At 42.7% G+C, this 25,441-nt stretch carries 27 protein-coding genes and 1 riboswitch; of the genes, 10 read left to right on the forward strand and 17 right to left on the reverse strand.

Annotation, left to right across the window (positions count from 1 at the left end; translation table 11 throughout):
* Window positions 1–268 precede the first annotated feature (268 nt).
* The 7 genes from gatC (at window position 269) to nusB (ending at window position 5,615) form a co-directional block, all read left to right on the forward strand.
* The gene (gene gatC, locus ACLNCW_RS02385) at window positions 269–571 is read left to right on the forward strand and encodes an Asp-tRNA(Asn)/Glu-tRNA(Gln) amidotransferase subunit GatC (protein WP_000705419.1); all 303 of its coding nucleotides are present in this window, start codon (window positions 269–271) and stop codon (window positions 569–571) included.
* Window positions 571–2,037 carry an Asp-tRNA(Asn)/Glu-tRNA(Gln) amidotransferase subunit GatA gene (gene gatA, locus ACLNCW_RS02390; protein ID WP_265482140.1) on the forward strand — a complete coding sequence of 489 codons (1,467 nt, stop codon included), beginning with the start codon at window positions 571–573 and terminating at the stop codon, window positions 2,035–2,037. The genes gatC and gatA overlap by 1 nt, the downstream gene beginning before the upstream one ends.
* On the forward strand, window positions 2,037–3,482 hold the full coding sequence (gene gatB / locus ACLNCW_RS02395) for an Asp-tRNA(Asn)/Glu-tRNA(Gln) amidotransferase subunit GatB (RefSeq protein ID WP_424845303.1): 1,446 nt from the start codon (window positions 2,037–2,039) through the stop codon (window positions 3,480–3,482). The genes gatA and gatB overlap by 1 nt, the downstream gene beginning before the upstream one ends.
* 43 nt (window positions 3,483–3,525) lie before the next feature.
* The gene (locus ACLNCW_RS02400; protein ID WP_424845304.1) at window positions 3,526–3,921 is read left to right on the forward strand and encodes a hypothetical protein; all 396 of its coding nucleotides are present in this window, start codon (window positions 3,526–3,528) and stop codon (window positions 3,919–3,921) included.
* 304 nt (window positions 3,922–4,225) lie between these two features.
* Entirely contained in the window at window positions 4,226–4,786 is a 561-nt protein-coding gene (efp, locus tag ACLNCW_RS02405; RefSeq protein WP_000568643.1) for an elongation factor P, read from the forward strand.
* A 21-nt stretch (window positions 4,787–4,807) separates the two neighbouring features.
* Window positions 4,808–5,197, forward strand: coding sequence for an Asp23/Gls24 family envelope stress response protein (locus ACLNCW_RS02410; RefSeq protein ID WP_000510573.1), 390 nt, complete (start codon window positions 4,808–4,810; stop codon window positions 5,195–5,197).
* Window positions 5,190–5,615: a transcription antitermination factor NusB gene (gene nusB / locus ACLNCW_RS02415; RefSeq protein WP_424845305.1), complete on the forward strand. Its 426-nt coding sequence runs from the start codon at window positions 5,190–5,192 to the stop codon at window positions 5,613–5,615. Before ACLNCW_RS02410 ends, nusB begins: the two co-directional genes overlap by 8 nt.
* Before the next feature lie 113 nt (window positions 5,616–5,728).
* On the opposite strand, the gene ACLNCW_RS02420 is transcribed toward nusB, so the two are convergent.
* The 13 genes from ACLNCW_RS02420 to ACLNCW_RS02480 all read right to left on the reverse strand — a co-directional run bounded on the left by ACLNCW_RS02420 (window position 5,729) and on the right by ACLNCW_RS02480 (window position 16,290).
* On the reverse strand, window positions 5,729–6,496 hold the full coding sequence (locus ACLNCW_RS02420) for an acetyl-CoA carboxylase carboxyl transferase subunit alpha (RefSeq protein ID WP_424845306.1): 768 nt from the start codon (window positions 6,494–6,496) through the stop codon (window positions 5,729–5,731).
* Window positions 6,493–7,359 carry an acetyl-CoA carboxylase, carboxyltransferase subunit beta gene (accD, locus tag ACLNCW_RS02425; protein ID WP_386684347.1) on the reverse strand — a complete coding sequence of 289 codons (867 nt, stop codon included), beginning with the start codon at window positions 7,357–7,359 and terminating at the stop codon, window positions 6,493–6,495. Before accD ends, ACLNCW_RS02420 begins: the two co-directional genes overlap by 4 nt.
* A 36-nt stretch (window positions 7,360–7,395) precedes the next feature.
* The gene (accC, locus tag ACLNCW_RS02430) at window positions 7,396–8,763 is read right to left on the reverse strand and encodes an acetyl-CoA carboxylase biotin carboxylase subunit (RefSeq protein WP_261011255.1); all 1,368 of its coding nucleotides are present in this window, start codon (window positions 8,761–8,763) and stop codon (window positions 7,396–7,398) included.
* A gap of 11 nt (window positions 8,764–8,774) precedes the next feature.
* Window positions 8,775–9,197 (reverse strand): 3-hydroxyacyl-ACP dehydratase FabZ, encoded by a 423-nt coding sequence (gene fabZ / locus ACLNCW_RS02435; RefSeq protein ID WP_424845307.1) that lies wholly within the window; start codon window positions 9,195–9,197, stop codon window positions 8,775–8,777.
* A complete protein-coding gene (gene accB, locus ACLNCW_RS02440; protein ID WP_045604894.1) occupies window positions 9,194–9,679 on the reverse strand; it encodes an acetyl-CoA carboxylase biotin carboxyl carrier protein in 486 nt (161 codons plus the stop codon). Before accB ends, fabZ begins: the two co-directional genes overlap by 4 nt.
* 2 nt (window positions 9,680–9,681) lie before the next feature.
* Entirely contained in the window at window positions 9,682–10,917 is a 1,236-nt protein-coding gene (gene fabF / locus ACLNCW_RS02445) for a beta-ketoacyl-ACP synthase II (RefSeq protein ID WP_000774075.1), read from the reverse strand.
* Between the two features lie 21 nt (window positions 10,918–10,938).
* Window positions 10,939–11,670: a 3-oxoacyl-[acyl-carrier-protein] reductase gene (gene fabG, locus ACLNCW_RS02450; RefSeq protein ID WP_001176197.1), complete on the reverse strand. Its 732-nt coding sequence runs from the start codon at window positions 11,668–11,670 to the stop codon at window positions 10,939–10,941.
* A 40-nt stretch (window positions 11,671–11,710) separates the two neighbouring features.
* Window positions 11,711–12,634: an ACP S-malonyltransferase gene (fabD, locus tag ACLNCW_RS02455; RefSeq protein ID WP_424845308.1), complete on the reverse strand. Its 924-nt coding sequence runs from the start codon at window positions 12,632–12,634 to the stop codon at window positions 11,711–11,713.
* A complete protein-coding gene (gene fabK / locus ACLNCW_RS02460; protein ID WP_000857446.1) occupies window positions 12,627–13,601 on the reverse strand; it encodes an enoyl-[acyl-carrier-protein] reductase FabK in 975 nt (324 codons plus the stop codon). Before fabK ends, fabD begins: the two co-directional genes overlap by 8 nt.
* A gap of 117 nt (window positions 13,602–13,718) precedes the next feature.
* Window positions 13,719–13,943, reverse strand: coding sequence for an acyl carrier protein (locus tag ACLNCW_RS02465; protein ID WP_000257838.1), 225 nt, complete (start codon window positions 13,941–13,943; stop codon window positions 13,719–13,721).
* A gap of 59 nt (window positions 13,944–14,002) precedes the next feature.
* A complete protein-coding gene (locus ACLNCW_RS02470; RefSeq protein ID WP_153210574.1) occupies window positions 14,003–14,977 on the reverse strand; it encodes a beta-ketoacyl-ACP synthase III in 975 nt (324 codons plus the stop codon).
* Window positions 14,977–15,411, reverse strand: coding sequence for a fatty acid biosynthesis transcriptional regulator FabT (gene fabT, locus ACLNCW_RS02475; protein WP_000386355.1), 435 nt, complete (start codon window positions 15,409–15,411; stop codon window positions 14,977–14,979). Before fabT ends, ACLNCW_RS02470 begins: the two co-directional genes overlap by 1 nt.
* Before the next feature lie 93 nt (window positions 15,412–15,504).
* Entirely contained in the window at window positions 15,505–16,290 is a 786-nt protein-coding gene (locus tag ACLNCW_RS02480; protein WP_424845309.1) for an enoyl-CoA hydratase, read from the reverse strand.
* A gap of 209 nt (window positions 16,291–16,499) precedes the next feature.
* Here ACLNCW_RS02480 and ACLNCW_RS02485 point away from each other — a divergent pair, with 209 nt between their 5' ends.
* From ACLNCW_RS02485 to serS, 3 genes are all read left to right on the forward strand, one after another.
* Window positions 16,500–17,864, forward strand: coding sequence for an aspartate kinase (locus tag ACLNCW_RS02485; RefSeq protein WP_024057194.1), 1,365 nt, complete (start codon window positions 16,500–16,502; stop codon window positions 17,862–17,864).
* Window positions 17,865–17,866: 2 nt separating this feature from the next.
* Window positions 17,867–18,238 (forward strand): DUF956 family protein, encoded by a 372-nt coding sequence (locus ACLNCW_RS02490; RefSeq protein WP_000079349.1) that lies wholly within the window; start codon window positions 17,867–17,869, stop codon window positions 18,236–18,238.
* Window positions 18,239–18,451: 213 nt separating this feature from the next.
* Entirely contained in the window at window positions 18,452–19,726 is a 1,275-nt protein-coding gene (serS, locus tag ACLNCW_RS02495) for a serine--tRNA ligase (protein WP_424845310.1), read from the forward strand.
* 23 nt (window positions 19,727–19,749) lie between these two features.
* On the opposite strand, the gene ACLNCW_RS02500 is transcribed toward serS, so the two are convergent.
* From ACLNCW_RS02500 to ACLNCW_RS02515, 4 genes are all read right to left on the reverse strand, one after another.
* Entirely contained in the window at window positions 19,750–20,649 is a 900-nt protein-coding gene (locus ACLNCW_RS02500) for a TDT family transporter (RefSeq protein WP_424845311.1), read from the reverse strand.
* A 108-nt stretch (window positions 20,650–20,757) separates the two neighbouring features.
* On the reverse strand, window positions 20,758–21,306 hold the full coding sequence (locus ACLNCW_RS02505) for a carboxymuconolactone decarboxylase family protein (protein WP_261100283.1): 549 nt from the start codon (window positions 21,304–21,306) through the stop codon (window positions 20,758–20,760).
* Between the two features lie 131 nt (window positions 21,307–21,437).
* Entirely contained in the window at window positions 21,438–22,760 is a 1,323-nt protein-coding gene (locus ACLNCW_RS02510; RefSeq protein ID WP_424845312.1) for an alanine/glycine:cation symporter family protein, read from the reverse strand.
* 90 nt (window positions 22,761–22,850) lie between these two features.
* A riboswitch (glycine riboswitch) is annotated at window positions 22,851–22,939 on the reverse strand.
* 163 nt (window positions 22,940–23,102) lie between these two features.
* Window positions 23,103–25,439, reverse strand: a complete 2,337-nt coding sequence (locus ACLNCW_RS02515; RefSeq protein ID WP_424845313.1) for an endonuclease MutS2 — start codon at window positions 25,437–25,439, stop codon at window positions 23,103–23,105.
* Between the last annotated feature and the right edge of the window lie 2 nt (window positions 25,440–25,441).

Consider the following 25,441-nt stretch of genomic DNA (forward strand, 5'->3'; position numbering starts at 1 on the left):
AAATCTGGTTACTCCTTTCTACTAAGATTTTACAGGTTCTGCACATAAGCATCACCATCCTTTCGATTTCGTAACCACCGTCTTCACTTCTCTGTTAAACTATTGTACCATATATTTCCCCCTTTGAAATCCGCTTTTCAAATAAATCATCATCAAAATCCGTTCTCCATCCTATACCTGTCTTTTTTCATCTTTCCTTCCCTTATTTATAGGAAAATATGGTAAAATAGAACAGACTAAAAATCATCATTTCACGAAAGGATGCAAGATGAAAATTACGCAAGAAGAGGTAACACACGTTGCCAATCTTTCAAAATTAAGATTCTCTGAAGAAGAAACTGCTGCCTTTGCGACAACCTTATCTAAGATTGTTGACATGGTTGAATTGCTGGGCGAAGTAGACACAACTGGTGTCGCACCTACCACGACCATGGCTGACCGCAAGACTGTACTCCGCCCTGATGTGGCCGAAGAAGGAACAGACCGTGATCGCTTGTTTAAAAACGTACCTGAAAAAGATAACTATTATATCAAGGTGCCAGCTATCCTAGATGATGGAGGAGATGCCTAATGACTTTTAATAACAAAACTATTGAAGACTTGCACAATCTCCTTGTATCTAAGGAAATTTCTGCAACCGAACTAACGCAAGCAACGCTTGAAGATATCAAATCTCGCGAGACAGCTATCAACGCTTTTGTTACCATCGCTGAGGAACAAGCCCTTGCGCAAGCTAAAGCTATTGATGAAGCAGGAATCGATGCTGAGAATATCCTCTCAGGAATTCCATTGGCTGTTAAGGATAACATCTCTACAGACGGTATTCTCACAACTGCTGCCTCAAAAATGCTCTACAACTATGAGCCAATCTTTGATGCGACAGCCGTTTCCAATGCAAAATCTAAGGGTATGATTGTCGTAGGGAAGACCAACATGGACGAATTTGCCATGGGTGGTTCAGGTGAGACTTCCCACTACGGAGCAACTAAAAACGCTTGGGACCACAGCAAGGTTCCTGGTGGTTCATCAAGTGGTTCTGCCGCAGCTGTAGCATCAGGGCAAGTCCGTTTGTCTCTTGGTTCTGATACTGGTGGTTCCATCCGCCAACCTGCTGCCTTCAACGGGATCGTTGGTCTCAAACCAACCTACGGAACAGTTTCACGTTTCGGTCTCATTGCCTTTGGTAGTTCATTAGACCAGATTGGACCTTTTGCTCCGACTGTTAAGGAAAATGCTCTCTTACTCAACGCTATTGCCAGCGAAGATGCTAAAGACTCTACTTCTGCTCCTGTCCGCATTGCTGACTTTACTTCAAAAATCGGTCAAGACATCAAGGGTATGAAAATCGCTTTGCCTAAGGAATACCTCGGTGAAGGAATTGACCCAGAGGTTAAGGAAACTATTCTTAATGCTGCTAAGCACTTTGAAAAATTGGGTGCTATCGTTGAAGAAGTTAGCCTTCCTCACTCAAAATACGGTGTTGCCGTTTACTACATCATCGCTTCATCAGAAGCTTCATCAAACTTGCAACGTTTTGACGGTATCCGTTACGGCTATCGTGCAGAGGATGCGACAAGCCTTGATGAAATCTATGTAAACAGCCGTAGCCAAGGTTTCGGTGAAGAGGTGAAACGTCGTATCATGCTTGGTACATTCAGTCTTTCATCTGGTTACTACGATGCCTACTACAAGAAAGCTGGACAGGTCCGTACCCTCATCATTCAAGATTTCGAAAAAGTCTTCGCAGATTACGATTTGATTTTGGGTCCAACTGCTCCAAGTGTTGCTTATGACTTGGATTCTCTCAACCACGATCCCGTTGCTATGTACTTGGCTGACCTTTTGACCATCCCAGTCAACTTAGCTGGTCTACCAGGAATTTCGATTCCTGCTGGTTTCTCTCAAGGTCTACCTGTCGGTCTGCAATTGATTGGTCCTAAGTACTCTGAGGAAACCATTTACCAAGCTGCTGCTGCTTTTGAGGCAACAACAGACTACCACAAACAACAACCCGTGATTTTTGGAGGTGATAACTAATGAACTTTGAAACAGTCATTGGACTTGAAGTCCACGTAGAGCTCAACACCAATTCAAAAATCTTCTCACCTACTTCTGCCCACTTTGGAAATGACCAGAATGCCAACACTAACGTGATTGACTGGTCTTTCCCAGGCGTACTGCCAGTTCTCAATAAAGGTGTTGTCGATGCAGGTATCAAGGCAGCTCTTGCCCTCAACATGGACATCCATAAAAAGATGCACTTTGACCGCAAGAATTACTTCTACCCTGATAATCCAAAAGCCTACCAAATTTCTCAGTTTGATGAGCCAATCGGCTACAACGGTTGGATTGAAGTCGAGCTAGAAGACGGTACGACTAAAAAAATCGGTATCGAACGTGCTCATCTAGAGGAAGACGCTGGTAAGAATACCCATGGTACAGATGGCTACTCTTATGTTGACCTCAACCGCCAAGGGGTACCCTTGATTGAGATTGTATCTGAAGCTGACATGCGTTCTCCTGAAGAAGCCTATGCTTACCTAACAGCCCTCAAGGAAGTTATCCAATACGCTGGTATTTCTGACGTTAAGATGGAAGAAGGTTCGATGCGTGTGGATGCCAACATCTCCCTTCGTCCTTATGGTCAAGAAAAATTTGGTACCAAAACTGAGTTGAAGAACCTCAACTCCTTCTCTAACGTCCGTAAAGGTCTTGAATACGAAGTCCAACGTCAAGCTGAAATCCTTCGCTCAGGTGGTCAGATTCGCCAAGAAACACGCCGTTACGATGAAGCCAACAAAGCAACCATCCTCATGCGTGTTAAGGAAGGCGCTGCAGACTACCGCTACTTCCCAGAACCAGACCTACCTCTCTTTGAAATCTCAGACGAGTGGATCGAAGAAATGCGTAGAGAGTTACCAGAGTTTCCAAAAGAGCGTCGTGCGCGTTATATATCTGACCTTGGTTTATCAGACTACGATGCTAGTCAGTTGACTGCTAATAAAGTCACTTCTGACTTCTTTGAGAAAGCTGTTGCCCTCGGTGGCGATGCTAAACAAGTCTCTAACTGGCTCCAAGGCGAAGTCGCTCAGTTCTTGAATGCCGAAGGCAAGACACTTGAACAAATCGAATTGACACCAGAAAACTTGGTTGAAATGATTGCCATCATCGAAGACGGCACTATCTCATCTAAGATTGCCAAGAAAGTCTTTGTCCACCTGGCTAAAAATGGCGGCGGAGCGCGTGAATACGTGGAAAAAGCAGGTATGGTCCAAATCTCAGATCCAGATATCTTGATTCCAATCATCCACCAAGTCTTTGCCGATAATGAAGCGGCTGTTGCAGACTTCAAGTCAGGCAAACGCAACGCGGACAAGGCCTTCACAGGCTTCCTTATGAAAGCAACCAAAGGCCAAGCCAACCCACAAGTTGCCCTTAAACTCCTTGCCCAGGAATTGGCCAAGTTGAAAGAAGATGAATAATAGACTTTTTATATACCTTTTTCTAATTTAGAAAGAAGAAAAAATGAACAAATTTTTACGATTTCTATTTGTCTTAGTCATCATCGCTATGTTAGGCGCTTCTATACTACAAATTTTCTTTCCATCATACATGGGAAGCCACTCAGGGTACGGAGTCTCTGATGGTTGGCAACGAGAAATTGGAATATGGAACCTAGCTGTATTGATTCTTATTCTCGGTGTCAATATTAAGTATGATTGGTTCTATTTGCAAATCGTGCTTCTCGCTCTCATCATCGGTGGGATTGGAATAGGAACAAATCACTTAGTCAATTTTATGGAGTATCATTCTCCTGTGAATGCTATCGGCGCTTTCGAAAATTACTTGCTAGCGACGGGGTGGATTGTAGGTTGGCTCATTGAACATCATTCCATAAAGAAGCTAACTGATAGTAAATAACACCTAATATATCTTAGATAATTTTTAAAGGTTATAAAATAGTTTAATAATTTTCAATAACCTCAATGCCAATCAAGATACTTCTAACAAACTCACTAAACAAGATGCCAAGCCAACCCACAAGTCGCCCTTAAACTCCTTGCCAAGGAATTAGCGAAGTTGAAAGAAGATTAATATGTAAAAGAAACCAACCTTGAGGTTGGTTTTTTCTCCCCTACCAAATCCCATTAACTATTTTGGCTTTATTTCCAGAAGATTTTATGGTAAAATGAAGAGTAATAATATTTATTAAAGAGGTAAAAACATGATTGAAGCAAGCAAATTGAAAGCTGGTATGACATTTGAAACTGCAGACGGAAAATTGATCCGCGTTTTGGAAGCTAGCCACCACAAACCAGGTAAAGGGAACACAATCATGCGTATGAAATTACGTGATGTCCGTACTGGTTCTACTTTTGACACAAGCTACCGTCCAGAAGAAAAATTCGAACAAGCTATTATCGAAACTGTTCCAGCTCAATACTTGTACAAAATGGATGAAACTGCCTACTTCATGAACACTGAAACTTACGACCAATACGAAATTCCAGTTGTAAACGTTGAAAATGAATTGCTTTACATCCTTGAAAACTCTGATGTGAAAATCCAATTCTACGGAACTGAAGTAATCGGTGTAACTGTACCAACTACTGTTGAATTGACAGTTGCTGAAACACAACCATCTATCAAAGGTGCTACTGTTACAGGTTCTGGTAAACCAGCAACTATGGAAACTGGACTTGTTGTCAACGTTCCTGACTTCATCGAAGCTGGACAAAAATTGATCATCAACACTGCAGAAGGAACTTACGTTTCTCGTGCCTAATCTCTAGAAAGAGGTCATTCTATGGGAATTGAAGAACAATTTGGCGAAATCGTTATCGCTCCACGTGTACTTGAAAAAATCATTGCCATCGCAACTGCAAAAGTTGATGGTGTCCACTCATTTTCAAATAAATCCGTATCTGATACCCTATCAAAACTCTCTCTTGGTCGTGGCGTCTACTTAAAAGAAAACAACGAAGAACTTACTGCTGACATCTATCTCTACCTTGAGTACGGTGTGAAAGTACCAAAAGTGGCTCTTGCTATTCAAAAAGCGGTCAAAGATGCTGTCCGTGATATGGCTGATGTGGAACTTGCTGCTGTTAACATCCATGTTGCAGGAATCGTTCCAGATAAAACACCAAAACCTGAGTTGAAAGATCTATTTAACGAGGACTTCCTCAATGACTAGTCCATTATTAGAATCTAGACGCGAACTTCGTAAATGCGCTTTTCAAGCCCTCATGAGCCTTGAATTTGGTACAGATATGAAAACAGCTTGTCACTTTGCATATACACATGACCGTGAAGATGAAGATGTGCAAATCCCTGCCTTTCTTCTGAACTTGGTTTCTGGTGTTCAAGCTCAAAAAGACGAGTTGGATAAACAAATCAACCAGCACCTCAAGTCAGGCTGGACAGTTGAACGATTGACCTTGGTCGAAAAAAACTTACTACGCTTGGGTATCTTTGAAATCACATCATTTGATACACCTCAGCTAGTAGCAGTCAATGAAGCCATTGAACTCGCTAAGAATTTTTCAGATCAAAAATCAGCCCGCTTTATCAACGGACTGCTTAGTCAATTTGTAACTGAAGAAAATGAATAATCGAAAAGGTGTTTGGTCTTCCAAGCACCTTTTACTTCGTCCTTGATACAGAGTAAGAACCACATAAAAACTAGAACTGACTGCCAGTTCTAGTTTTTATGTATTCTGAGGTATTAGTATTTTCTAAATCGTTGGTAACGTTCTTCCAACAACGCTTCTAACGGTTTTTGCGAAAGTCTAGCTAGCTCATCTTGGAGTTCTTTTTTGACATTCTTAATTAATTCTTTGCTAGAAAGTCCTGCTTCAGAAATCACCTTGTCTACCACGTCCATTTCTAGCAGCTCGTGTGAAGTGATTTTCATCAGTTCTGCCGCTTCCATGGCACGAGTGCCGTCCTTCCATAAAATGGAAGCAAAGCCTTCTGGACTGAGAATGGCATAGATAGAATTTTCCAGCATCCAGACACGGTCTGCAACTGCTAGAGCCAGAGCCCCACCTGAACCACCTTCACCGATAATGATGGCGATAATCGGAACTTTCAGGTCACTCATTTCCATGAGATTGCGAGCAATAGCTTCTCCCTGACCACGTTCTTCCGCCCCGACACCAGGATAGGCACCTGCTGTATTGATAAAGGTCACAACTGGACGGCCAAATTTTTCAGCCTGTTTCATCAAACGCAGTGCCTTGCGATAGCCTTCTGGATGTGGTTGACCAAAATTCCGTTTGAGGTTGTCTTGCAAGCTCTTGCCTTTTTGAATACCAACCACTGTTACAGCTTGGTCTCCAAGCCAGCCGATACCACCAACAACTGCACCGTCATCACGAAAAGAACGGTCACCGTGTAATTGGATAAAGTCATCAAAAATGCCTGTCGCAAAGTCCAAGGTTGTCAAGCGACTCTGCTCACGCGCTTCTCTGACCATTTTTGCAATATTCATCTAGACCCCCCTCCGTGCAATCTGACTAGGCTAGCAATCGTATCTGGCAAATCTCTTCTTTTGACAATAGCATCCACAAAGCCATGTTCCAATAGGAATTCTGCCTTTTGGAAATCCTCAGGTAAGCTTTCACGAACCGTATTTTCAATGACACGACGCCCAGCAAAACCAACCAAACTTTGTGGTTCAGCTAGAATGATATCGCCTTCCATAGCGAAGGAAGCTGTTACACCACCTGTCGTTGGATCTGTCAAAATGGTCAGGTAAAAGAGGCCTGCATTTGAATGGCGTTTAACCGCTGCAGAAATCTTGGCCATCTGCATGAGACTCATGATCCCTTCCTGCATACGGGCGCCACCAGAGGCTGTGAAGAGAACAACTGGCAACTTTTCAACAGTCGCATACTCAAACAAGCGAGTGATTTTCTCACCTACAACTGTACCCATAGAAGCCATGATAAAGTTAGAATCCATAATCCCAAGAGCCACAGTCTGACCTTTTATAAGAGCTGTTCCTGTCACAACGGCTTCATCCAGACCTGTTTTTTCACGCATAGTTGCTAGTTTCTTTTGATAACCAGGGAAATGCAAGGGATCCTTGCTTTCAATCCCTGTAAACAATTCCTTGAAGGTTCCCATATCAATCGTCAAAGCCAAGCGTTCTTGGGCAGAAATACGAAAGGTGTAACTACAGTGCGGACAGATACGCTCACTTCCCAGATCCTTCTGATAAATGGTATGCTTACAGCCTGGACACTGGGAGAATAATTCATCTGGAACCTCTGGCTTGGCTTGAGGTTTTTCCCTAACCGAACGATTGGGATTGATTCGAATATACTTATCTTTTTTACTAAATAGAGCCATTGATTCCCCTTTTCGGTTTAAACTCTTGAAGTCATTTTATTCTTTTTCTTGATACTTGGGTAAAAAGGTTTCCATCAAGAAGGAAGTATCGTAATCTCCAGCAATGACATTGCGATCTGAAATGAGGTCAAGCTGGAAATCTGCATTGGTCTGCACCCCTTCAATCTCTAATTCATAGAGGGCACGTTGCATTTTCATCAAGGCATCAAAACGATTTTCACCATGAACGATGATTTTAGCAATCATACTATCATAATAAGGTGGAATGGTATAGCCTGGATAAACTGCTGAATCCACGCGTAAGCCAACTCCACCACTTGGCAGATGGAGATTAGTAATCTTACCTGGACTTGGAGCAAATTTAAAGGCTGGATTTTCTGCATTGATACGACACTCGATAGCATGCCCTCTTAGAACAATATCTTCTTGCTTAACAGACAGAGGCTGACCTGCCGCAATGCGAATTTGTTCCTTAACGATATCCACACCTGAAACAAATTCTGTTACTGGATGTTCCACCTGAACACGAGTATTCATTTCCATGAAATAGAATTTTCCACTGGCTTCATCAAGAAGAAACTCAATGGTCCCTGCATTCTCATAACCAACAGACTCCGCAGCTCGAACAGCAGCAGAACCAATTTCATTGCGTAGCGTTTTGCCGATTGCAATCGAAGGACTTTCTTCCAAAACCTTTTGATTATTCCGTTGAAGAGAACAATCCCGTTCACCTAAATGAATCACATGTCCGTATTCATCTCCTAGGATTTGAACCTCAATGTGACGAGCTGGATAGATAACCCGTTCTATGTACATGGCACCATTGCCATAATTGGCCTTGGCTTCACTAGACGCAGTTTCAAAGGCGGAAACGAGGTCTTCTGGTTTTTCAACCTTACGAATCCCTTTACCGCCTCCACCTGCTGAGGCCTTGAGCATAACAGGATAGCCAATTTTTTCAGCAACAATCAAAGCTTCCTCAGAGTTATGCACTTCTCCATCTGAACCTGGAATGACAGGCACGCCTGCTTTAATCATCTGAGCACGCGCATTGATTTTGTCTCCCATCATATCCATGACATGACCAGATGGGCCGATAAACTTGATACCAACTTCTTCACACATAGTTGCAAATTTGGAATTTTCACTGAGAAATCCAAAACCTGGGTGAATGGCTTCTGCCTCAGTCAAGACTGCAGCTGATAGAACCGCATTGATATTGAGATAAGACTCTGTTGCCTTGCCAGGGCCGATACAAACTGCTTCATCTGCTAAAAGCGTATGAAGGGCTTCCTTATCAGCAGTTGAATAAACCGCCACCGTCGCAATCCCCAATTCACGCGCCGCACGGATAATACGAACCGCAATTTCACCACGATTGGCAATTAAAATTTTTCGAAACATGGAGAACCTCCTTAGTTCCCTATTGCAAAGGTAAGAGTTCCACTGGCCGCAAGCTTGCCATCCACTTCAGCCTTTGCTTCAGCCACAGCTATGGTGCCACGACGTTTTACAAACGTTGCCGTCATAACTAATTGGTCACCTGGTACAACTTGCTTCTTGAACTTAACCTTATCCATACCAGCGTAAAAAACCAGTTTACCTTTATTTTCAGGTTTTGATAACTCCAAGACACCAGCTGTTTGCGCCAAGGCTTCCATGATCAGAACACCTGGCATGACAGGGTATTGAGGAAAATGACCGTTGAAGAAGGGCTCATTAATGGTCACATTTTTGATGGCAACAATAGTATCCTCGCTCACTTCCAACACACGGTCCACTAGGAGCATAGGATAACGGTGGGGAAGGGCTTTTTTGATTCCTTGAATATCGATCATTTGATACGTACCAATCCTTTACCAAACTCAACCATTTCTTCATTAGAAACGAGAATTTCTGTTACCACACCATCCTTAGGAGCTGGGATTTCATTCATGACTTTCATGGCTTCAATAATTACCAATGTTTGGCCTTTTTTAACACTATCACCAACTGTTACAAAGGCAGGTTTATCTGGACCAGCAGCCAAGTAAGCCACCCCAACAAGTGGGCTCTCTACAACATCTCCCTCAGCAGCCACACTTGCTTCTACTGGCGCCGAAGTTTCTTCCACTACAGTTTCTGCTGGAGCAGATGAAGGTGCTACTGGACTTGGTGTTGCTAGAACGGGCGCTGGAGCGACTTGAGCTGCAACTTCAGGTACAAGTCTAGCTTCATTCTTGCTAAACTGCAACTCATCCGTCCCATTTTTATAAGAAAATTCTCTCAAACTTGATTGGTCAAATTGAGCCATCAAGTCTTTAATATCGTTTAAATTCATACTTATTTATTCTCCCAACGTTTGAAAGCAAGAACTGCATTATGGCCACCAAAACCAAATGTATTTGAAATAGCGTATGGAATCTCTTGCTCCAAGCCTTGTCCATAAACGACATTGGCTTCGATATAATCTGATACTTCACTTGTTCCAGCTGTCATTGGTACAAAGTTATGACGCATAGCTTCGATTGTGACGATAGCTTCTACTGCACCCGCAGCCCCCAGCAAATGTCCTGTGAAAGACTTAGTTGATGATACAGGTACTTCCTTACCAAGAACAGCTACGATAGCACCACTTTCTCCTTTTTCATTAGCAGGAGTTGAGGTTCCGTGAGCATTGACATAGGCTACTTGTTCTGGAGAAATCTCAGCTTCTTCCAAAGCGAGTTTGATGGCCTTGATAGCTCCCTGACCTTCTGGATGTGGAGAAGTCATATGGTAGGCATCACAGGTATTTCCGTAACCAACCACTTCAGCCAGGATAGTAGCGCCACGTTTTTCGGCGTGTTCAAGACTTTCAAGAACCAACATCCCAGAACCTTCACCCATGACAAAACCATTACGATCCTTATCAAATGGAATGGAAGCACGAGTTGGGTCCTCTGTAGTTGAGAGAGCAGTTAGGGCTTGGAAACCAGCAATAGCAAAAGGTGTGATAGAGGCTTCTGAACCACCTACCAACATAACGTCTTGGAAACCAAATTTAATTGAGCGGAAGGCATCCCCAATCGCGTCATTTGATGAAGCGCAGGCAGTATTGATGGATTTACAAACACCGTTTGCTCCAAAACGCATAGCAACATTTCCTGAAGCCATATTTGGCAAGGCTTTTGGAAGGGTCAATGGTTTCACACGTTTTGGTCCTTTGTCATTTAGGCGAAGCACTTGATCTTCAATTTCTTTGATTCCACCAATACCAGAAGCCACGATAACACCAAAACGATCCTTATCAAGAGTCTCCACATCGAGATTAGCGTGATTGACAGCTTCTTGGGCTGCGTACAAGGCATACAAAGAGTAGTTATCAAAACGATTGGTATCTTTCTTAACAAAGTATTTATCAAAAGGAAAATCTTGGATTTCTGCTGCATTATGCACATCAAAGTCACTATGATCAAATTTTGTAATTTGACCAATTCCGATTTTTCCAGTTGTCAAACTATTCCAAAATTCTTCTGGTGTATTTCCGATTGGAGATGTTACTCCATAACCTGTTACTACTACGCGATTTAGTTTCATCTTTTTTACCTCTAGCTTCTGCTACATACTTAAGCCACCATCAATGGCAACCACTTGACCAGTTAGATAATCTTGGCCTGCTAAAAATACTGTCAAATCTGCAACCTGCTCTGCCTGCCCAAATTCTTTCATAGGAATTTGTGCCAGCATAGCATCTTTTACCTTGTCTGATAGAACAGCTGTCATATCGGACTCAATCATTCCAGGTGCAATAGCATTAACCCTGATATTGCGATTGGCCACTTCACGCGCCACAGACTTGGTAAAACCAATCAAACCAGCCTTAGAAGCTGCATAGTTAGCTTGACCGATATTTCCCATCAAACCAACTACGCTAGACATATTAATGATAGCACCTTCTCTGGCTTTCATCATCGGTTTCAAGACTGATTGTGTCATGTTAAAGGCACCAGTTAAGTTAACTTTAAGCACTTTTTCAAAATCCGCTTCTGTCATCTTGAGCATCAGGGTATCTTGGGTAATCCCTGCATTGTTGACCAAAACATCTACTGAACCCAACTCTGCAATAGCTTGATCAACCATACGCTTAGCGTCTGCAAAATCTGATACATCTCCTGAAATGGGAACCACCTTGACACCATAGTTTGAAAACTCAGCGAGCAATTCTTCTGAAATTGCACCACGACTGTTTAAAACAATATTGGCTCCTGCTTGAGCAAACTTGTGGGCAATAGCAAGACCAATTCCACGACTCGAACCTGTAATAAAGATATTTTTATTTTTTAGTTGCATTCTTTTCTCCTGTTTCCTCTTGTATTTATGGGAGAAGGGATTACTTGTTTTCTAGCAAGGCTTCCAAGCTCGCCTGATCTTCAACATTGGCTAATTTAGCTGTCTTATCAATTTTTTTCACAAAGCCTGACAAGACTTTCCCCGGACCAATCTCGATAAAGTTGGTTACGCCTGCTTCTTGCATGACCCCAATACTTTCATAGAAACGAACTGGCTCCTTGACCTGACGCGTCAAAAGTTGAGCAATGTCTTCTTTTTTCATAACTGCAGCTTCTGTATTGCCGACTAGGGGACAAGTGAAATCTGAAAAACTTACCTGAGCTAGAGTTTCAGCTAGTTTCTGGCTAGCAGGCTCAAGGAGAGCAGTATGAAAGGGACCTGATACCTTGAGAGGGATCAAGCGTTTGGCACCAACTTCCTGCAAGAGTTCTACAGCTCGATCAACTGCAACCACTTCTCCACCAATCACGATTTGTGCAGGTGTATTATAGTTGGCTGGGGTAACCACTCCAAGTTCAGAAGCTTTTTGACAGGCTTCCTCAATGTCCTCTACTGGCGTATTGAGAACTGCTACCATCTTACCAGAGCCAGCAGGAGCCGCTTCTTCCATATAGGCTCCACGCTTAGCAACCAAGGCAACAGCTTCTTCAAAATCCAAGGCACCGCTAGCCACCAAGGCAGAGTATTCTCCAAGAGACAAACCAGCAAGCATATCAGGCTGATAGCCCATTTCTTGTAATAAACGGTAAATAGCAACTGAAGTTGCTAAAATAGCTGGTTGCGTATAGCGGGTCTGATTGAGTTTTTCTTCTTCCCTATCAATAAGATGACGCAAATCATAACCGAGTACCTGACTTGCTTGATCAATCGTTTCTTTGACAATAGGGTAGTGATCATAGAGATCCCGTCCCATACCTAGATACTGGGCACCTTGACCAGCAAATAAAAAGGCTGTTTTAGTCATTTCTTACAACTCCTGCCCAACGAGAGGCTTCTTCTTGAATTTTCTTAGCTGCTCCGTAATACAAATCTTTTAGGATTTCTTCAACGGTTTCTTCTTTGGAAACAAGCCCTGCAATTTGACCTGCCATGACAGAGCCTCCATCCACATCTCCGTGAACAACCGCTTTGGCTAGTGCACCTGCTCCCATTTGTTCAAAAATTTCCAAATCTGGATTTTCTTGTTTAAAAGCATCTTTTTCAGCTTGTTCAAAATCACGAGTCAACTGATTTTTAATCGCACGAACAGCATGTCCAAAGTGTTGAGCTGAAATCGTAGTATCAATATCTCTAGCTTTTAAAATTTTCGCCTTATAATTTGGATGGGCATTAGACTCTTTTGCAACGACAAAGCGAGTTCCAACCTGAACAGCTTCTGCACCTAGCATAAAGCCAGCCGCAGCACCTTCACCATCCGCAATCCCTCCTGCAGCAATAACAGGAATAGATACAGCAGCAGCAACCTGGCGCACCAAGGTCATGGTTGTTAATTTACCGATATGCCCCCCAGCTTCCATTCCTTCTGCAATAACAGCGTCCGCACCGATTTTTTCCATGCGTTTAGCTAGGGCAACACTCGGTACAACAGGAATAACTGTAATACCAGCTTCATGGAAACGTTCCATGTATTTACTTGGATTTCCTGCGCCTGTTGTCACTACCTTAACACCTTCCTCGATAACGAGGTCTACAATATCTTCCACAAAGGGAGACAAGAGCATGATGTTGACACCAAAGGGTTTATCAGTCAATGATTTGATTTTATCAATATTTGCCTTGACAACTTCTTTAGGGGCATTCCCCCCACCGATAATGCCTAGTCCTCCAGCCTTGGAAACAGCCCCTGCCAAATCACCATCAGCAACCCAGGCCATTCCTCCTTGAAAAATAGGATAATCAATGTTCAATAATTCTGTAATACGCGTTTTCATAGTGCCTCCATCGTTTCTTGCTTACGTAATAGTTCGATACCGTCATAATTTGACAATCAAACTATTGCCTAAACAAGAGGGAGCGGGTTTCCCTACTCCTTCTATCTTATATTCTGCTTATTTTGTTTGCTCTTCAACGTAGGCAACCAAGTCACCAACTGTTTTCAAGTCATCTTCTGCTTCGATTTGGATATCAAAAGCATCTTCGATTTCTGAGATTACTTGGAACAAGTCCAATGAATCTGCGTCCAAATCATCAAAAGTTGATTCAAGTGTTACTTCTGATGCGTCTTTTCCAAGTTCTTCAACGATAATTTCTTGTACTTTTTCAAATACTGCCATGATAGGACTCCTTTAAAATAAATAGTTTTTTTATAACAATGTGTTCACCACATGATTACCTAAATTGTAAGAATGAGCGTGCCCCATGTCAAGCCTCCACCGAAGCCTGATAGTAGAACAGTCTGGCTACCATCTAAACGGATGAGACCTTGTTCTACACACTCTGAAAGTAAAATCGGGATACTTGCTGCACTGGTATTGCCATATTCCATCATATTGGCTGGAATTTTATCTCGGTTAACACCGATTTTTCTAGCCATCTTATCCAAAATACGGTCATTAGCCTGATGAAGTAGCAGATAATCCAAGTCTGTCGCCTCTATAGGAGATTCATCAATAGTCTGCTTGATAGACTTGGCTACGTCCCGAATAGCAAAATCAAAGACTGCACGCCCATCCATCTTCAAAAATGAATCTGCACTTTCTTGATCTGAAAATGGAGAATGTAAACCTGAATGTCCGTAGGTCAGACATTCGCTACGACTTCCATCACTATTGAGACTCTCAGCCAAGAAATGCTCTTGCTCGCTAGCTTCTAGCAAGACTCCACCAGCACCATCTCCAAACAAAACAGCTGTTGATCGGTCTGACCAATCGACTGCTTTAGAGAGGGTTTCACTACCAATCACCAAGCCTTTTTGAAAGCGACCAGAAGCGATAAACTTTTCAGCAGTTGAAAGAGCAAATACAAATCCACTGCAAGCCGCTGTTAGGTCAAAAGCAAAGGCCTTATTAGCACCAATATTAGCTTGAACACGAGCAGCTGTAGAGGGCATCATCGAATCTGGAGTAATGGTAGCTAGGATGATAAAATCCAACTCCCCTCCTGTGATTCCAGCTTTTGCCATCAGTTTCTTGGCAACTTCTGTAGCCAAATCACTAGTAGATTCTGTTCTTGAAATATGCCTTTGTCGTATTCCCGTCCGACTTGAAATCCACTCATCATTGGTATCCATAATCTGAGCCAAATCATGATTTGTAACCACTTGCTCTGGCACATAATGAGCAACCTGGCTTATTTTTGCAAAAGCCATTATCTCAAATCCTCCAAAAATTGATAAAGATTGGTCAAACCTTTGCTCATAACCTCAATTTCTTGCTTACTCATACCATCAATGATTTTTTCAACCATGGCCTTGTGGAAGCGTTTATGTAGCCTATGAACCAAGCGACCTTTCTTTGTCAAATGCAGATGTACCACACGTCGATCATGTTCTGAACGAATGCGTTCAATGTAACCCTTACGTTCGAGATTATTCAAACTAGTCGTCACTGTCCCAAGAGTCACCATCAACTCTTTCGACACTTGACTTGGTGTCACATCTGGAACTTTTCCAATCACATCAATCGTATGCATTTCTTTGATGGAGATATCCTTGAAACGACTACCTCTCAAGCTAACTTCCTCAATGACGAGGACATTGTTAAATATAGATGTTAAATATTCATTAATTCGTTGGTAGTCCAATCTTTCCTTCCCTCCTTTTCAAAAAAACTTTTAGAATCAAAACATTTGACAAGAGAATTATATCAAAGTTCAAAGAATGGTGCAAGTATTTTTCTATTTTCCTGTAAATTTAGGTCTTCTTCTCTCCGAATGAGCACGCACTCCTTCTTTAAAATCCTCCGTTTGAGCTAAGGATTCCTGTAGATGCAGTTCTAAAACAGCATAATCTTGCCAATCTTTGAATTGGCTCTCCCAAACCAATTTCTTAATGGCAGCATAGGAATTAGCTGACCCGCGTCTCAATTTTTTAAGAAGCTGTTCTCTCGTCTTTTCAAGTTTATCAGCTTCAGAGACCCGATAAACAAGACCCCACTCCAGAGCTTTTTCTGCTGTCAATCCCTCTCCTGTCATGGCTAGTTGGGCAGCACGCGTCACACCGATACTTCGACTCAAGAGATGAATTCCTCCTGCATCCGGAGCCAAGCCAACTCCGACAAAGGCTTGGATAAACTTAGCCTTATCCGTAGCAAGGCAGAAATCTGCAGCAACAGCCATATTCGCTGCGGCACCTGCAACAGCCCCATCAACCTCCATCAAGACAGGTTTAGCAATTTGCTTGATTTTATAAGAAATAGTATTGACCAATTCTGCGATTTTCGTCAATGATGGAATATCATCCTCATCGACTGCTCGCTTCATCTCAACCAAATCTCCCCCAACTGAAAAGACTTTGCCATTTGCATTGATTAGGATAAACTGCACAGCCGGATCCTCTTCTGCCAAAGTTAAAGCTTCTAAAATCTCCTCACACATAGGGATATGAAAACCATTTGCGACCTCAGGACGATTCAAGGTAAGGATTGCCAAATCCTCTTCAAGCTGATAAATAATGTGTTCCATTTGAACTCCTTTTTATTTTATAAGCAGGTTAAATTATTTTATTTTCAAAGTATATCTTTTTTAAAACTCGAAAGCAAGAAAAAATCGACTAAAAGTGTCTCAGCCGATTGGAAAGGCTCGCTTTAGGCTAGAAAACATCTTATTTTCTTCATTGAAAAAAGGCTTTCTTTCTGCTATAATCGTATAAAATACTTACTTTAGGAGTTCTTATGAAAGTTGTTAAATTTGGAGGTAGCTCTCTTGCCTCTGCTAGTCAATTAGAAAAAGTTTTAAACATCGTCAAAAGCGATTCAGAGCGTCGTTTTGTAGTCGTTTCTGCACCAGGAAAACGCAATGCTGAAGATACTAAGGTTACGGATGCCTTAATTAAATACTACCGCGACTATGTTGCTGGTAACGATATTAGTAAGAGTCAAAACTGGATTATCGACCGCTATGCTGCTATGGTTAGTGAACTAGGTCTTAAACCAGCTGTTTTAGAAAAAATCTCTAAAAGCATTCGTGCCTTGGCCACTCTTCCTATCGAAGAGAATGAATTTCTCTACGATACTTTCCTAGCAGCTGGTGAAAATAACAATGCTAAATTGATTGCTGCCTACTTTAATCAAAACGGGATCGATGCACGCTATGTGCACCCTAGAGAAGCTGGTATTGTGGTCACAAGTGAACCTGGTCACGCTCGCATCATTCCATCAAGTTATGACAAGATTGAAGAATTGACAAATACAAATGAAGTTCTTGTCATTCCTGGTTTCTTTGGAGTTACCAAGGAAAATCAGATCTGTACCTTCTCACGTGGAGGATCAGACATTACAGGTTCTATCATTGCTGCCGGTGTTAAGGCCGATCTCTATGAAAACTTTACGGATGTTGATGGTATCTTTGCGGCTCACCCAGGAATCATTCACCAACCACACTCTATCCCAGAGTTGACCTACCGTGAAATGCGTGAGTTAGCCTATGCAGGCTTCTCAGTTCTTCATGACGAAGCGCTTCTTCCTGCCTACCGTGGAAAAATTCCTCTGGTTATTAAGAATACCAACAACCCTGACCATCCAGGTACTCGTATCGTTCTAAAACACAGTAGTGACAAGTTCCCAGTAGTAGGAATTGCTGGTGACTCTGGTTTTGTCAGCATCAATATGTCGAAATACCTCATGAACCGTGAGGTTGGATTTGGACGCAAGGTTCTTCAAATCCTTGAAGATCTTAACATCGGTTGGGAACATATGCCAACAGGTATCGACGATCTTTCAATCATCCTCCGTTCTCGCGAATTAACTCCTATCAAGGAAGAAGAAATCCTTCGTCAGTTGGTTCAAAAGGCTGAAGTAGACCATGCAGAAATCGAGCACGACCTTTCAATCATTATGATTGTTGGAGAAAAGATGAAGAGCCATATCGGAGTAACTGCTACTGCGACACGTGCTCTATCTGAAAATAAGATCAACATCCAGATGATGTCTCAAGGTTCTAGTGAAGTATCTATCATGTTTGTTGTCCATAAGGACCAAGAGAAAGCAGCTATTAAAGCCCTCTACAATGCCTTTTTCGGTGAAAGTAAGGAAGACTAAGCATGGCTCAATCACTTAACAAAACAGTGCTCCTCAATACGACAGGCACCTCCTACCTCTCTATAGCTGGAAAAGTTGGGAAATTCCTTGTCGGAGATCAGGCTTTGGAATTTTATCCCGATGTCAATGTTGAACAATTTATCCAGATTCCTTGGAGCCATATCAACCAAATTGGAGCTAATGTTACTGGTCGCAAAATCAGTCGCCACTTCGAAGTCTTTACAGATAGAGGAAAATTCCTCTTTGCTTCAAAAGACTCAGGTGCCATTCTCAAAATTGCTCGTGAAAAACTGGGCAATGACAAGGTCGTCAAGCTTCCGACCCTGATTCAAACCATTGGTCAAAAATTTAAAAATCTATTTGCAAAAAAGTAGAAACTTTAGTATAATCATAGCAACGGATAAGTAGGTTATCTTCTTCTTTCAGAAAGTCTGCGGGTGCTGCGAGCAGATAGGAGGGATAGGTGAAATTCTACCGTTAGTAACAATTGCATACACAATCAAGTGCACACCTGTGAAGTTGGATGGAACCGTGGCCCTGCCACTCCAACGCTTTGTCAGGTGTGCTTTTTTCATAAAGGAGTTCTTATGTTAGATATCAAACGTATTCGTACAGACTTTGATGCTGTCGCAGAAAAATTAGCTACACGTGGTGTAGATGCTGCTATCTTGAATGAGATGAAAGAAATCGATGCTAAACGTCGTGACATCTTGGTCAAGGTTGAAACTTTAAAAGCAGAACGTAACACAGTTTCTGCTGAGATTGCCCAAGCTAAGCGCAACAAGGAAAATGCAGATGACAAGATTGCTGCCATGCAAACTCTATCTGCTGAGGTTAAAGCCTTGGATGCTGAATTGGCAGACATCGATGCTAAATTGACAGAATTTACCACTACTCTTCCAAATATTCCAGCTAATAGCGTTCCTGTTGGGGTTGACGAAGATGACAATGTGGAAGTTCGCCGTTGGGGTACTCCACGCGAGTTTGATTTCGAACCTAAAGCTCACTGGGATCTTGGCGAAGACCTTGATATCCTTGACTGGGAACGTGGTGGTAAGGTAACAGGAGCTCGCTTCCTCTTCTATAAAGGTCTCGGCGCTCGTTTGGAACGTGCCATCTACAACTTTATGTTGGATGAACATGGAAAAGAAGGCTATACAGAAGTCATCACACCTTACATGGTTAACCACGATTCTATGTTTGGTACTGGTCAATATCCAAAATTCAAGGAAGACACTTTTGAACTCAGTGACAGCAATTATGTCCTTATTCCTACAGCCGAAGTTCCTCTGACAAACTACTACCGTGATGAAATCCTTGACGGTAAAGACCTGCCAATCTACTTCACTGCTATGAGCCCATCATTCCGTTCTGAGGCTGGTTCAGCTGGCCGAGATACTCGTGGCTTGATTCGTTTGCACCAATTCCACAAGGTTGAAATGGTTAAATTTGCTAAACCAGAAGAATCTTATGAAGAATTGGAAAAAATGACAGCTAACGCTGAAAATATCCTTCAAAAACTTAACCTTCCATACCGTGTCGTTGCTCTCTCTACTGGAGATATGGGCTTCTCAGCTGCTAAAACTTATGACTTGGAAGTTTGGATTCCAGCACAAAATACCTACCGTGAAATTTCAAGCTGTTCAAACACAGAAGATTTCCAAGCCCGTCGTGCCCAAATCCGTTACCGTGATGAAGCAGATGGCAAGGTGAAATTGCTCCATACCTTGAACGGTTCTGGACTTGCAGTTGGACGTACAGTGGCTGCTATTCTTGAAAACTACCAAAATGCAGATGGTTCTGTGACCATCCCAGAAGTTCTTCGTCCATACATGGGTGGCGCTGAAGTTATCAAACCATAAAAATAAGGCCTAGCTATTTCTAGCTAGACCTTTTTTCGTAACCAAATTAGATAAGCACCTAATACAAATAATAAAATAGTGAGGCATATAATAGTTTCAACCAGTACCAAATAATCCAAAAATGGAAGTTTCAAGATTCCCTGAGCCATCTTAAGCGAAGTAGCTGTGATAATGGTTGGGAAGGTGAGTGCTGAGAAGGCTGGTTGAAAACCTTGTTTTAAAATATTGGGCAGACGAGTTAAAACAAAGAAAAAGAAGGATTGGGAAGCCAAAATCATGACAATCAAGAGCCAAGTCGGTAGGCTAGCTCCTCCAACTCGAACCAGAGAAGCCAAGAGCAGAGAGAAGGGAGCACAGTAGATTCCTTCCTGTCCAAGCAAGGCTAGTGGGAGCGGATGTTTCTTTAAATCACTATAAATAAGCGGGTAGAGATAGAAGGTTAGGAGAAAACCAAAACTCAAGGTCGCATAGGCAATTTCGATGATACCTACAAGAGGATAGGTCAAGGCTGCTACTGCTATCCCCACATAGAGAACCGTCCAGCTAGGAGTCGCATGAACCCTCCGCCCCGGATAGGCAAATTTGATAGTGAAGCCAGCAATCAGAGCCACATCCAAGAGAAATGAAAACCACCAGAGTCCTTGAGCAACCAAAGGGAAATGAGGGAAGACTCGAAAGACATAAGTCGATAAAATCATCCCAGCCATGGGAAAGGTGGCCATTCCTGACAAAAGTGGGGGCTTGGTCAATTCTTGCTTGGTTTCTTTCCAATTAAAAAGATGCAGAAGCAGAAAAAAGAGCCACAAAACCAAACCTGTCAGACTAAAAAGATGGGACAGAACCGGCAACGTATCTAAAATAAGATTTCCAGCTCCTGCCAAACCTAACAAACAACCAGAAAATACCAAGGGGAGTTTTTTCATCCTAACCTCCAATAATCATGTTAGTTTCAGTATAGCATAAAAGCGCTTAAATGAGGAGATAAAAAACGAAGTCCGTTGATTTCAGACTTCATTTTACTCAGATATGAATTAAGCATAAGGTTGCAATTCTGGATTAATTGGTGTATTGGCTAGGTTGTTGGCATAGTTACAGAGGCTTGCTAGACTGACACCAAGAACCACATCCAAGGCATTTTGTTGGCTGTAGCCAGCTTCTAGAAATTCAGCTAAGGCTTCATCTCCTACACGACCCTTGGTATTGATAACTGCCAAGGTAAACTTAGCTAGGGTGTCCAATTTAGGATCTGTTTCAATTGGAGTACGATTGCGAAGGGCTTGAAGCAGATCATCATTCATCTGGATTTGTTTGATTGAAAAGGCGGTATGACCTGCGACACAGAAGGCACAACCATTGGTCACAGCTGCCGTGATTTGCACCACTTCGCGCTCAACAGGTGTCAGGCTGTTGCGACGGTTGATAGCTCCGACAGTACGGTAAGCCTCTAAAGCAGTGGGTGCATTAGCCAAGAGACCGATTAGGTTGGGAATATAGCCATTGTTATCTTTTTCTACTGTTTCAAGAATTTCTTTCACTTCTGCTGGTGCTGATTCTACTGTATGAATGGTAAATGTTGTCATCATAAGACCTCTTTTCATTTTGTTGAAACCTAGTCTATCACAGATTCTATACCGTGTATAATATATATTTTAAATTGCACCGATAGAAATTTTTTATGAAAGAAAAAAATCACACGCGATGTGTGATTTCATTATTTATTAAAATACTTTTTAGTTTCAGCAATAACGACCGGCGACAAGACTAAGAGGGCAATCAAGTTTGGCAGAGCCATCAAGGCATTGACAATATCTGCGATAATCCAAACCATATCCAACTCGATAAATCCTCCCAACAGAACCATGAGCACAAAGACCACACGGTAGAGCCAGATAAAGCGAACCCCAAAGAGAAACTCAAAACAACGTTCTCCGTAATAGTTCCAACCTAGAATCGTTGTAAAGGCAAAGAGCACAAGGAAGATGGTCAAAAGGGCAGGTCCAAAGTGTGAAAAGACTGTTGAGAAGGCTGACTGAGTCAAGGCAACCCCATTTAAGTCGCCACTCCAAACACCAGTCACCAAGATGGTCAAACCAGTCAGAGTACAGATAATGAGGGTGTCAATAAAGGTTCCTGTCATGGAAATCAATCCTTGCTCTACCGGTTCATTTGTCTTAGCCGCAGCAGCTGCAATGGGAGCCGAACCCAGACCAGATTCGTTCGAGAACACACCTCGCGCTACACCATTTTGAATAGCCATTCGAATGCTAGCACCGGCAAATCCACCGACCGCAGCAACTGGACTAAAAGCCGATGTCAAGATTAAAGCGATTGTGGCAGGAATCTTCTCAATATTAAAGAAAATAACTGTAAGAGTTCCCAAAATATAGATGATGGCCATAAAAGGAACAACAGTAGTTGAAACCTTTGAAATGGATTTGAGTCCACCAAAGACTGCAATTGCTACAAATACAGACAACACAAGAGCTGTGATGGCTGGCGAAATAGTTGTTGTATTTTGGATAGATTCTGTAATCGAGTTGACTTGAGTGAAGGTCCCGATTCCCAACAAAGCTACTAGCACACCTGCCAGGGCAAAGAAGATGGCAAGGGGACGCCACTTTTCTCCCATCCCTAGAAGAATATAGTGCATGGGACCTCCCGCTACTGCACCATGATCATCCTTGGTACGGTATTTGATAGCTAGTAGTCCTTCCGCATACTTGGTAGCCATCCCAAAGAAAGCAGCCATCCACATCCAAAAGAGGGCTCCTGGTCCACCGACCTTGATAGCCGTCGCCACCCCGATAATATTTCCCGTACCAACTGTCGCTGCTAGGGCTGTACATAGTGCCGCAAAACTGGATACATCGCCATGCCCCTTATCCTTGGTAAAAATAAGCTGAAAGGCTTTGGGCAACCGCAAAACCTGCAAGAGACCTAGACGGGCAGTTAGGTAAATCCCTGTTCCGACCAAGAGAATCAAGAGGGGGGGGCCCCAAGCAAAAGCATCAATTGATTTAAGCAATTCTAACATTTCCTTCTCCTATCTTTTCAACCCCAAAAGAAAGAGCACATGTAAGATACATGTACTCTGGAATGCTTAGATAAATGCTAAAAAGCGGTCTATCCTAGCTCTGTCCTTTTACCTGAGAGTTTGAGCAGTTGCCTGCCTTGCCCCTTCGGTGCCTTTACGGTCTCTCCAGAGTTCCGTCCATTTACAGTCATGGAAAATCAAACGATTCCCCACTTCTATTAAACTTCATTCGGTGTTGGTATTTAATTGATTCTTATTTTACAAAAAATGTTGGCTTTTGTCAATGTGTTTATTAGTAAAAATTAGTTCAACAGTTTTTACTTTATAAAGTCCATAATACTGTTATCCTTTAAAAGTGACAATGGTCGCACCACTGCCCCCAGCATTTTGTGGGGCATAGCCAAAACTCTTGACATGTTTGTTTCTTTGTAGATATTTGGTGACACCTTCACGGATGACACCTGTTCCAATACCATGGATGATATCAACTTGAGCCATATTATTAAGCAAGGCTTGGTCGATAAAGGCATCTAGCTCATTCATAGCCTCTTCATAACGTTTGCCTCGAAGGTCCAGTCTGGCTTGTGGGCCACGACCAGAAGTTCGTTTCACGACATTGACCTGTTTCTTCTTGACTTGCTTTTCGTGCTGGGCTTGAACAAGGTCAAATTCTTTCTCTTCTAAAGTCATCTTAATCAAGCCAACTTGGGCTTCCCAGCGGCCGTCCTTGAGTTGACTGGTCAAGGTACCACGCTGCCCATAACTGAGAACAACGATATCATCTCCCACCTTTGGAGCACGTTTTTTCTTGGCCTTTTGAAGGACCTTATTTTTAGACAAATTTACTTTTTCAGGAGCCAATTTTTTCAGCTTGGCCTTGGCTTCAATGATTTCATGAGGTTTGAGCTGGGACTTACTGTGGAGATTTTTGAGAATCTGGTCACTCTCACTTAGGGCCATGTCCACAATCTCAGCAGCCTGTTCACGCGCCTTATTAAGCTCCGTTTCCTTTTCACGATTGAGCTCATTGTAGAGCTTTTTGAGAGCACGGTTCATCTTGAGATTTTCTTGCTCCACCTCACGGATATTGTCCAAGCGTTTGCGACTCTCTAGCGTCTGCTCTTCCAGTTGCTCAATAATCCGGTTGACATCATTGTCCTGATCAACCTGCTGACTGGCATCCCCTACGATAACTTCAGATAGGCCTAGACGTTTAGCAATTTCAAAGGCATTGCTTCGGCCAGGCACACCCTGCATAAAGCGATAGGTCGGGCGTAGAGTTGCAGTATCAAACTCCATGCTAGCATTTTGCACAAAGGCTGTCTCGATACCATAGGCTTTGAGTTCCGGATAGTGGGTCGTCGCCATGGTCTTGACTTGACGCAGGCGAAGGTCCTCTAAAATAGCCATAGCAAGGGCTGCTCCTTCTTGAGGGTCTGTACCAGCTCCCAACTCATCCAAGAGCAAGAGGGAATGCTGGTTGACCTTACCAAGAATATCCACAATATTGGTCATGTGACTAGAGAAGGTAGACAAGCTCTGCTCAATAGATTGCTCATCCCCAATATCAGCAAAGATTTCTTCAAAAATACCAACACGACTTCCCTTATCTGCTAAAATCGGCAAGCCTGACTGAGCCATAACCTGCGTCAAGCCCAGAGTTTTAAGCATGATGGTCTTCCCACCTGTATTAGGACCTGTAATGACAATCGCTGTTAAATCTTGACCAAAATGGACATCATTTGCGACGGCATTTTTGACCAAAGGATGGCAGACATGGAGCAATTGAATCTCTTGATTTTCTGACAGCTGAGGAACGACTGCTTGCCTTTCTTGGATAAAGCGGACCTTGGCACGAATCAAGTCCAGATGGCCGATAATCCAAGCATCATTGGCAATCTCAGCCGCATGAGGACGAACACGCTCAGAAATTTCTTGGAGAATGCGAAGCATTTCATAGCGCTCATCTGCTCGTAAACTGGCAATTTCTTCGCTCAGTTTGACCACCTCGCGGGGTTCGATATAGACGGTATTTCCGCTGGCAGAAATATCATGAACGACACCTGTAATCTTATTGCGGTAGGTGTTTTTGACAGGTAGAACCTGACGGCCATTTCTGCTGGCAATAATCCCTTCTGTCAACATCTGCGCTTTTTGCTTGAGCAGATCCTGTAAAACATCGCGTACCTGACTCTCGCTATCATGGATTTTTCGACGGATTCGCGCCAATTCTTCACTGGCAAAATTTTCAATGAAACCTGCATCATTAAAAGCTTGAAGATTTCCTTGTAACTGCGGAAAATCGTGTAATTTCTCAAACCAAAGGGCTAATTCTTCCAAGCTGACATTTTCCAGATTGGCATAAAAACTTTGCAGTTCTCGGCTAGCAAGAAGTACGCGCTTCAAGAGTAGGAACTCCTCGATATTGAGGTCCGCTCCCATCTCCAACCGCTTGCAGACTCCTGCGATTTCCTTGGTTGCAAGAATAGTAAAATGCGGTTGCTCGACGAAAAGAGCCTGCATTTCCTTCATCTCAGCAAAATCCTGTTTGATTTTATCCGCTTTGGCAGTCGGAGCCAGCTGTCTCAATTGCTCCAAACCCTGCTCGGTCAACAAATGGGGTTCAAACAAAGCCTTGACCTTATTGAACTCTAATGTTTCTAATATTTTCTTATTCATCT

The organism is Streptococcus sp. CL6.22 (assembly GCF_049738055.1).
GTDB lineage: Bacteria > Bacillota > Bacilli > Lactobacillales > Streptococcaceae > Streptococcus > Streptococcus mitis_DJ.

Coding starts and splice junctions, on each gene's coding strand:
- accB (WP_045604894.1), bottom strand. CDS start 9,679: ATGAATTTAAACGATATTAAAGACTTGATGGCTCAATTTGACCAATCA.
- ACLNCW_RS02400 (WP_424845304.1), top strand. CDS start 3,526: ATGAACAAATTTTTACGATTTCTATTTGTCTTAGTCATCATCGCTATG.
- ACLNCW_RS02410 (WP_000510573.1), top strand. CDS start 4,808: ATGGGAATTGAAGAACAATTTGGCGAAATCGTTATCGCTCCACGTGTA.
- ACLNCW_RS02420 (WP_424845306.1), bottom strand. CDS start 6,496: ATGAATATTGCAAAAATGGTCAGAGAAGCGCGTGAGCAGAGTCGCTTG.
- accC (WP_261011255.1), bottom strand. CDS start 8,763: ATGTTTCGAAAAATTTTAATTGCCAATCGTGGTGAAATTGCGGTTCGT.
- ACLNCW_RS02505 (WP_261100283.1), bottom strand. CDS start 21,306: ATGACAACATTTACCATTCATACAGTAGAATCAGCACCAGCAGAAGTG.
- fabD (WP_424845308.1), bottom strand. CDS start 12,634: ATGACTAAAACAGCCTTTTTATTTGCTGGTCAAGGTGCCCAGTATCTA.
- accD (WP_386684347.1), bottom strand. CDS start 7,359: ATGGCTCTATTTAGTAAAAAAGATAAGTATATTCGAATCAATCCCAAT.
- nusB (WP_424845305.1), top strand. CDS start 5,190: ATGACTAGTCCATTATTAGAATCTAGACGCGAACTTCGTAAATGCGCT.
- fabF (WP_000774075.1), bottom strand. CDS start 10,917: ATGAAACTAAATCGCGTAGTAGTAACAGGTTATGGAGTAACATCTCCA.
- ACLNCW_RS02470 (WP_153210574.1), bottom strand. CDS start 14,977: ATGGCTTTTGCAAAAATAAGCCAGGTTGCTCATTATGTGCCAGAGCAA.
- ACLNCW_RS02515 (WP_424845313.1), bottom strand. CDS start 25,439: ATGAATAAGAAAATATTAGAAACATTAGAGTTCAATAAGGTCAAGGCT.
- efp (WP_000568643.1), top strand. CDS start 4,226: ATGATTGAAGCAAGCAAATTGAAAGCTGGTATGACATTTGAAACTGCA.
- gatB (WP_424845303.1), top strand. CDS start 2,037: ATGAACTTTGAAACAGTCATTGGACTTGAAGTCCACGTAGAGCTCAAC.
- fabG (WP_001176197.1), bottom strand. CDS start 11,670: ATGCAACTAAAAAATAAAAATATCTTTATTACAGGTTCGAGTCGTGGA.
- ACLNCW_RS02490 (WP_000079349.1), top strand. CDS start 17,867: ATGGCTCAATCACTTAACAAAACAGTGCTCCTCAATACGACAGGCACC.
- fabZ (WP_424845307.1), bottom strand. CDS start 9,197: ATGATCGATATTCAAGGAATCAAAAAAGCCCTTCCCCACCGTTATCCT.
- ACLNCW_RS02485 (WP_024057194.1), top strand. CDS start 16,500: ATGAAAGTTGTTAAATTTGGAGGTAGCTCTCTTGCCTCTGCTAGTCAA.
- gatA (WP_265482140.1), top strand. CDS start 571: ATGACTTTTAATAACAAAACTATTGAAGACTTGCACAATCTCCTTGTA.
- gatC (WP_000705419.1), top strand. CDS start 269: ATGAAAATTACGCAAGAAGAGGTAACACACGTTGCCAATCTTTCAAAA.
- ACLNCW_RS02510 (WP_424845312.1), bottom strand. CDS start 22,760: ATGTTAGAATTGCTTAAATCAATTGATGCTTTTGCTTGGGGCCCCCCC.
- serS (WP_424845310.1), top strand. CDS start 18,452: ATGTTAGATATCAAACGTATTCGTACAGACTTTGATGCTGTCGCAGAA.
- fabK (WP_000857446.1), bottom strand. CDS start 13,601: ATGAAAACGCGTATTACAGAATTATTGAACATTGATTATCCTATTTTT.
- ACLNCW_RS02480 (WP_424845309.1), bottom strand. CDS start 16,290: ATGGAACACATTATTTATCAGCTTGAAGAGGATTTGGCAATCCTTACC.
- ACLNCW_RS02500 (WP_424845311.1), bottom strand. CDS start 20,649: ATGAAAAAACTCCCCTTGGTATTTTCTGGTTGTTTGTTAGGTTTGGCA.
- ACLNCW_RS02465 (WP_000257838.1), bottom strand. CDS start 13,943: ATGGCAGTATTTGAAAAAGTACAAGAAATTATCGTTGAAGAACTTGGA.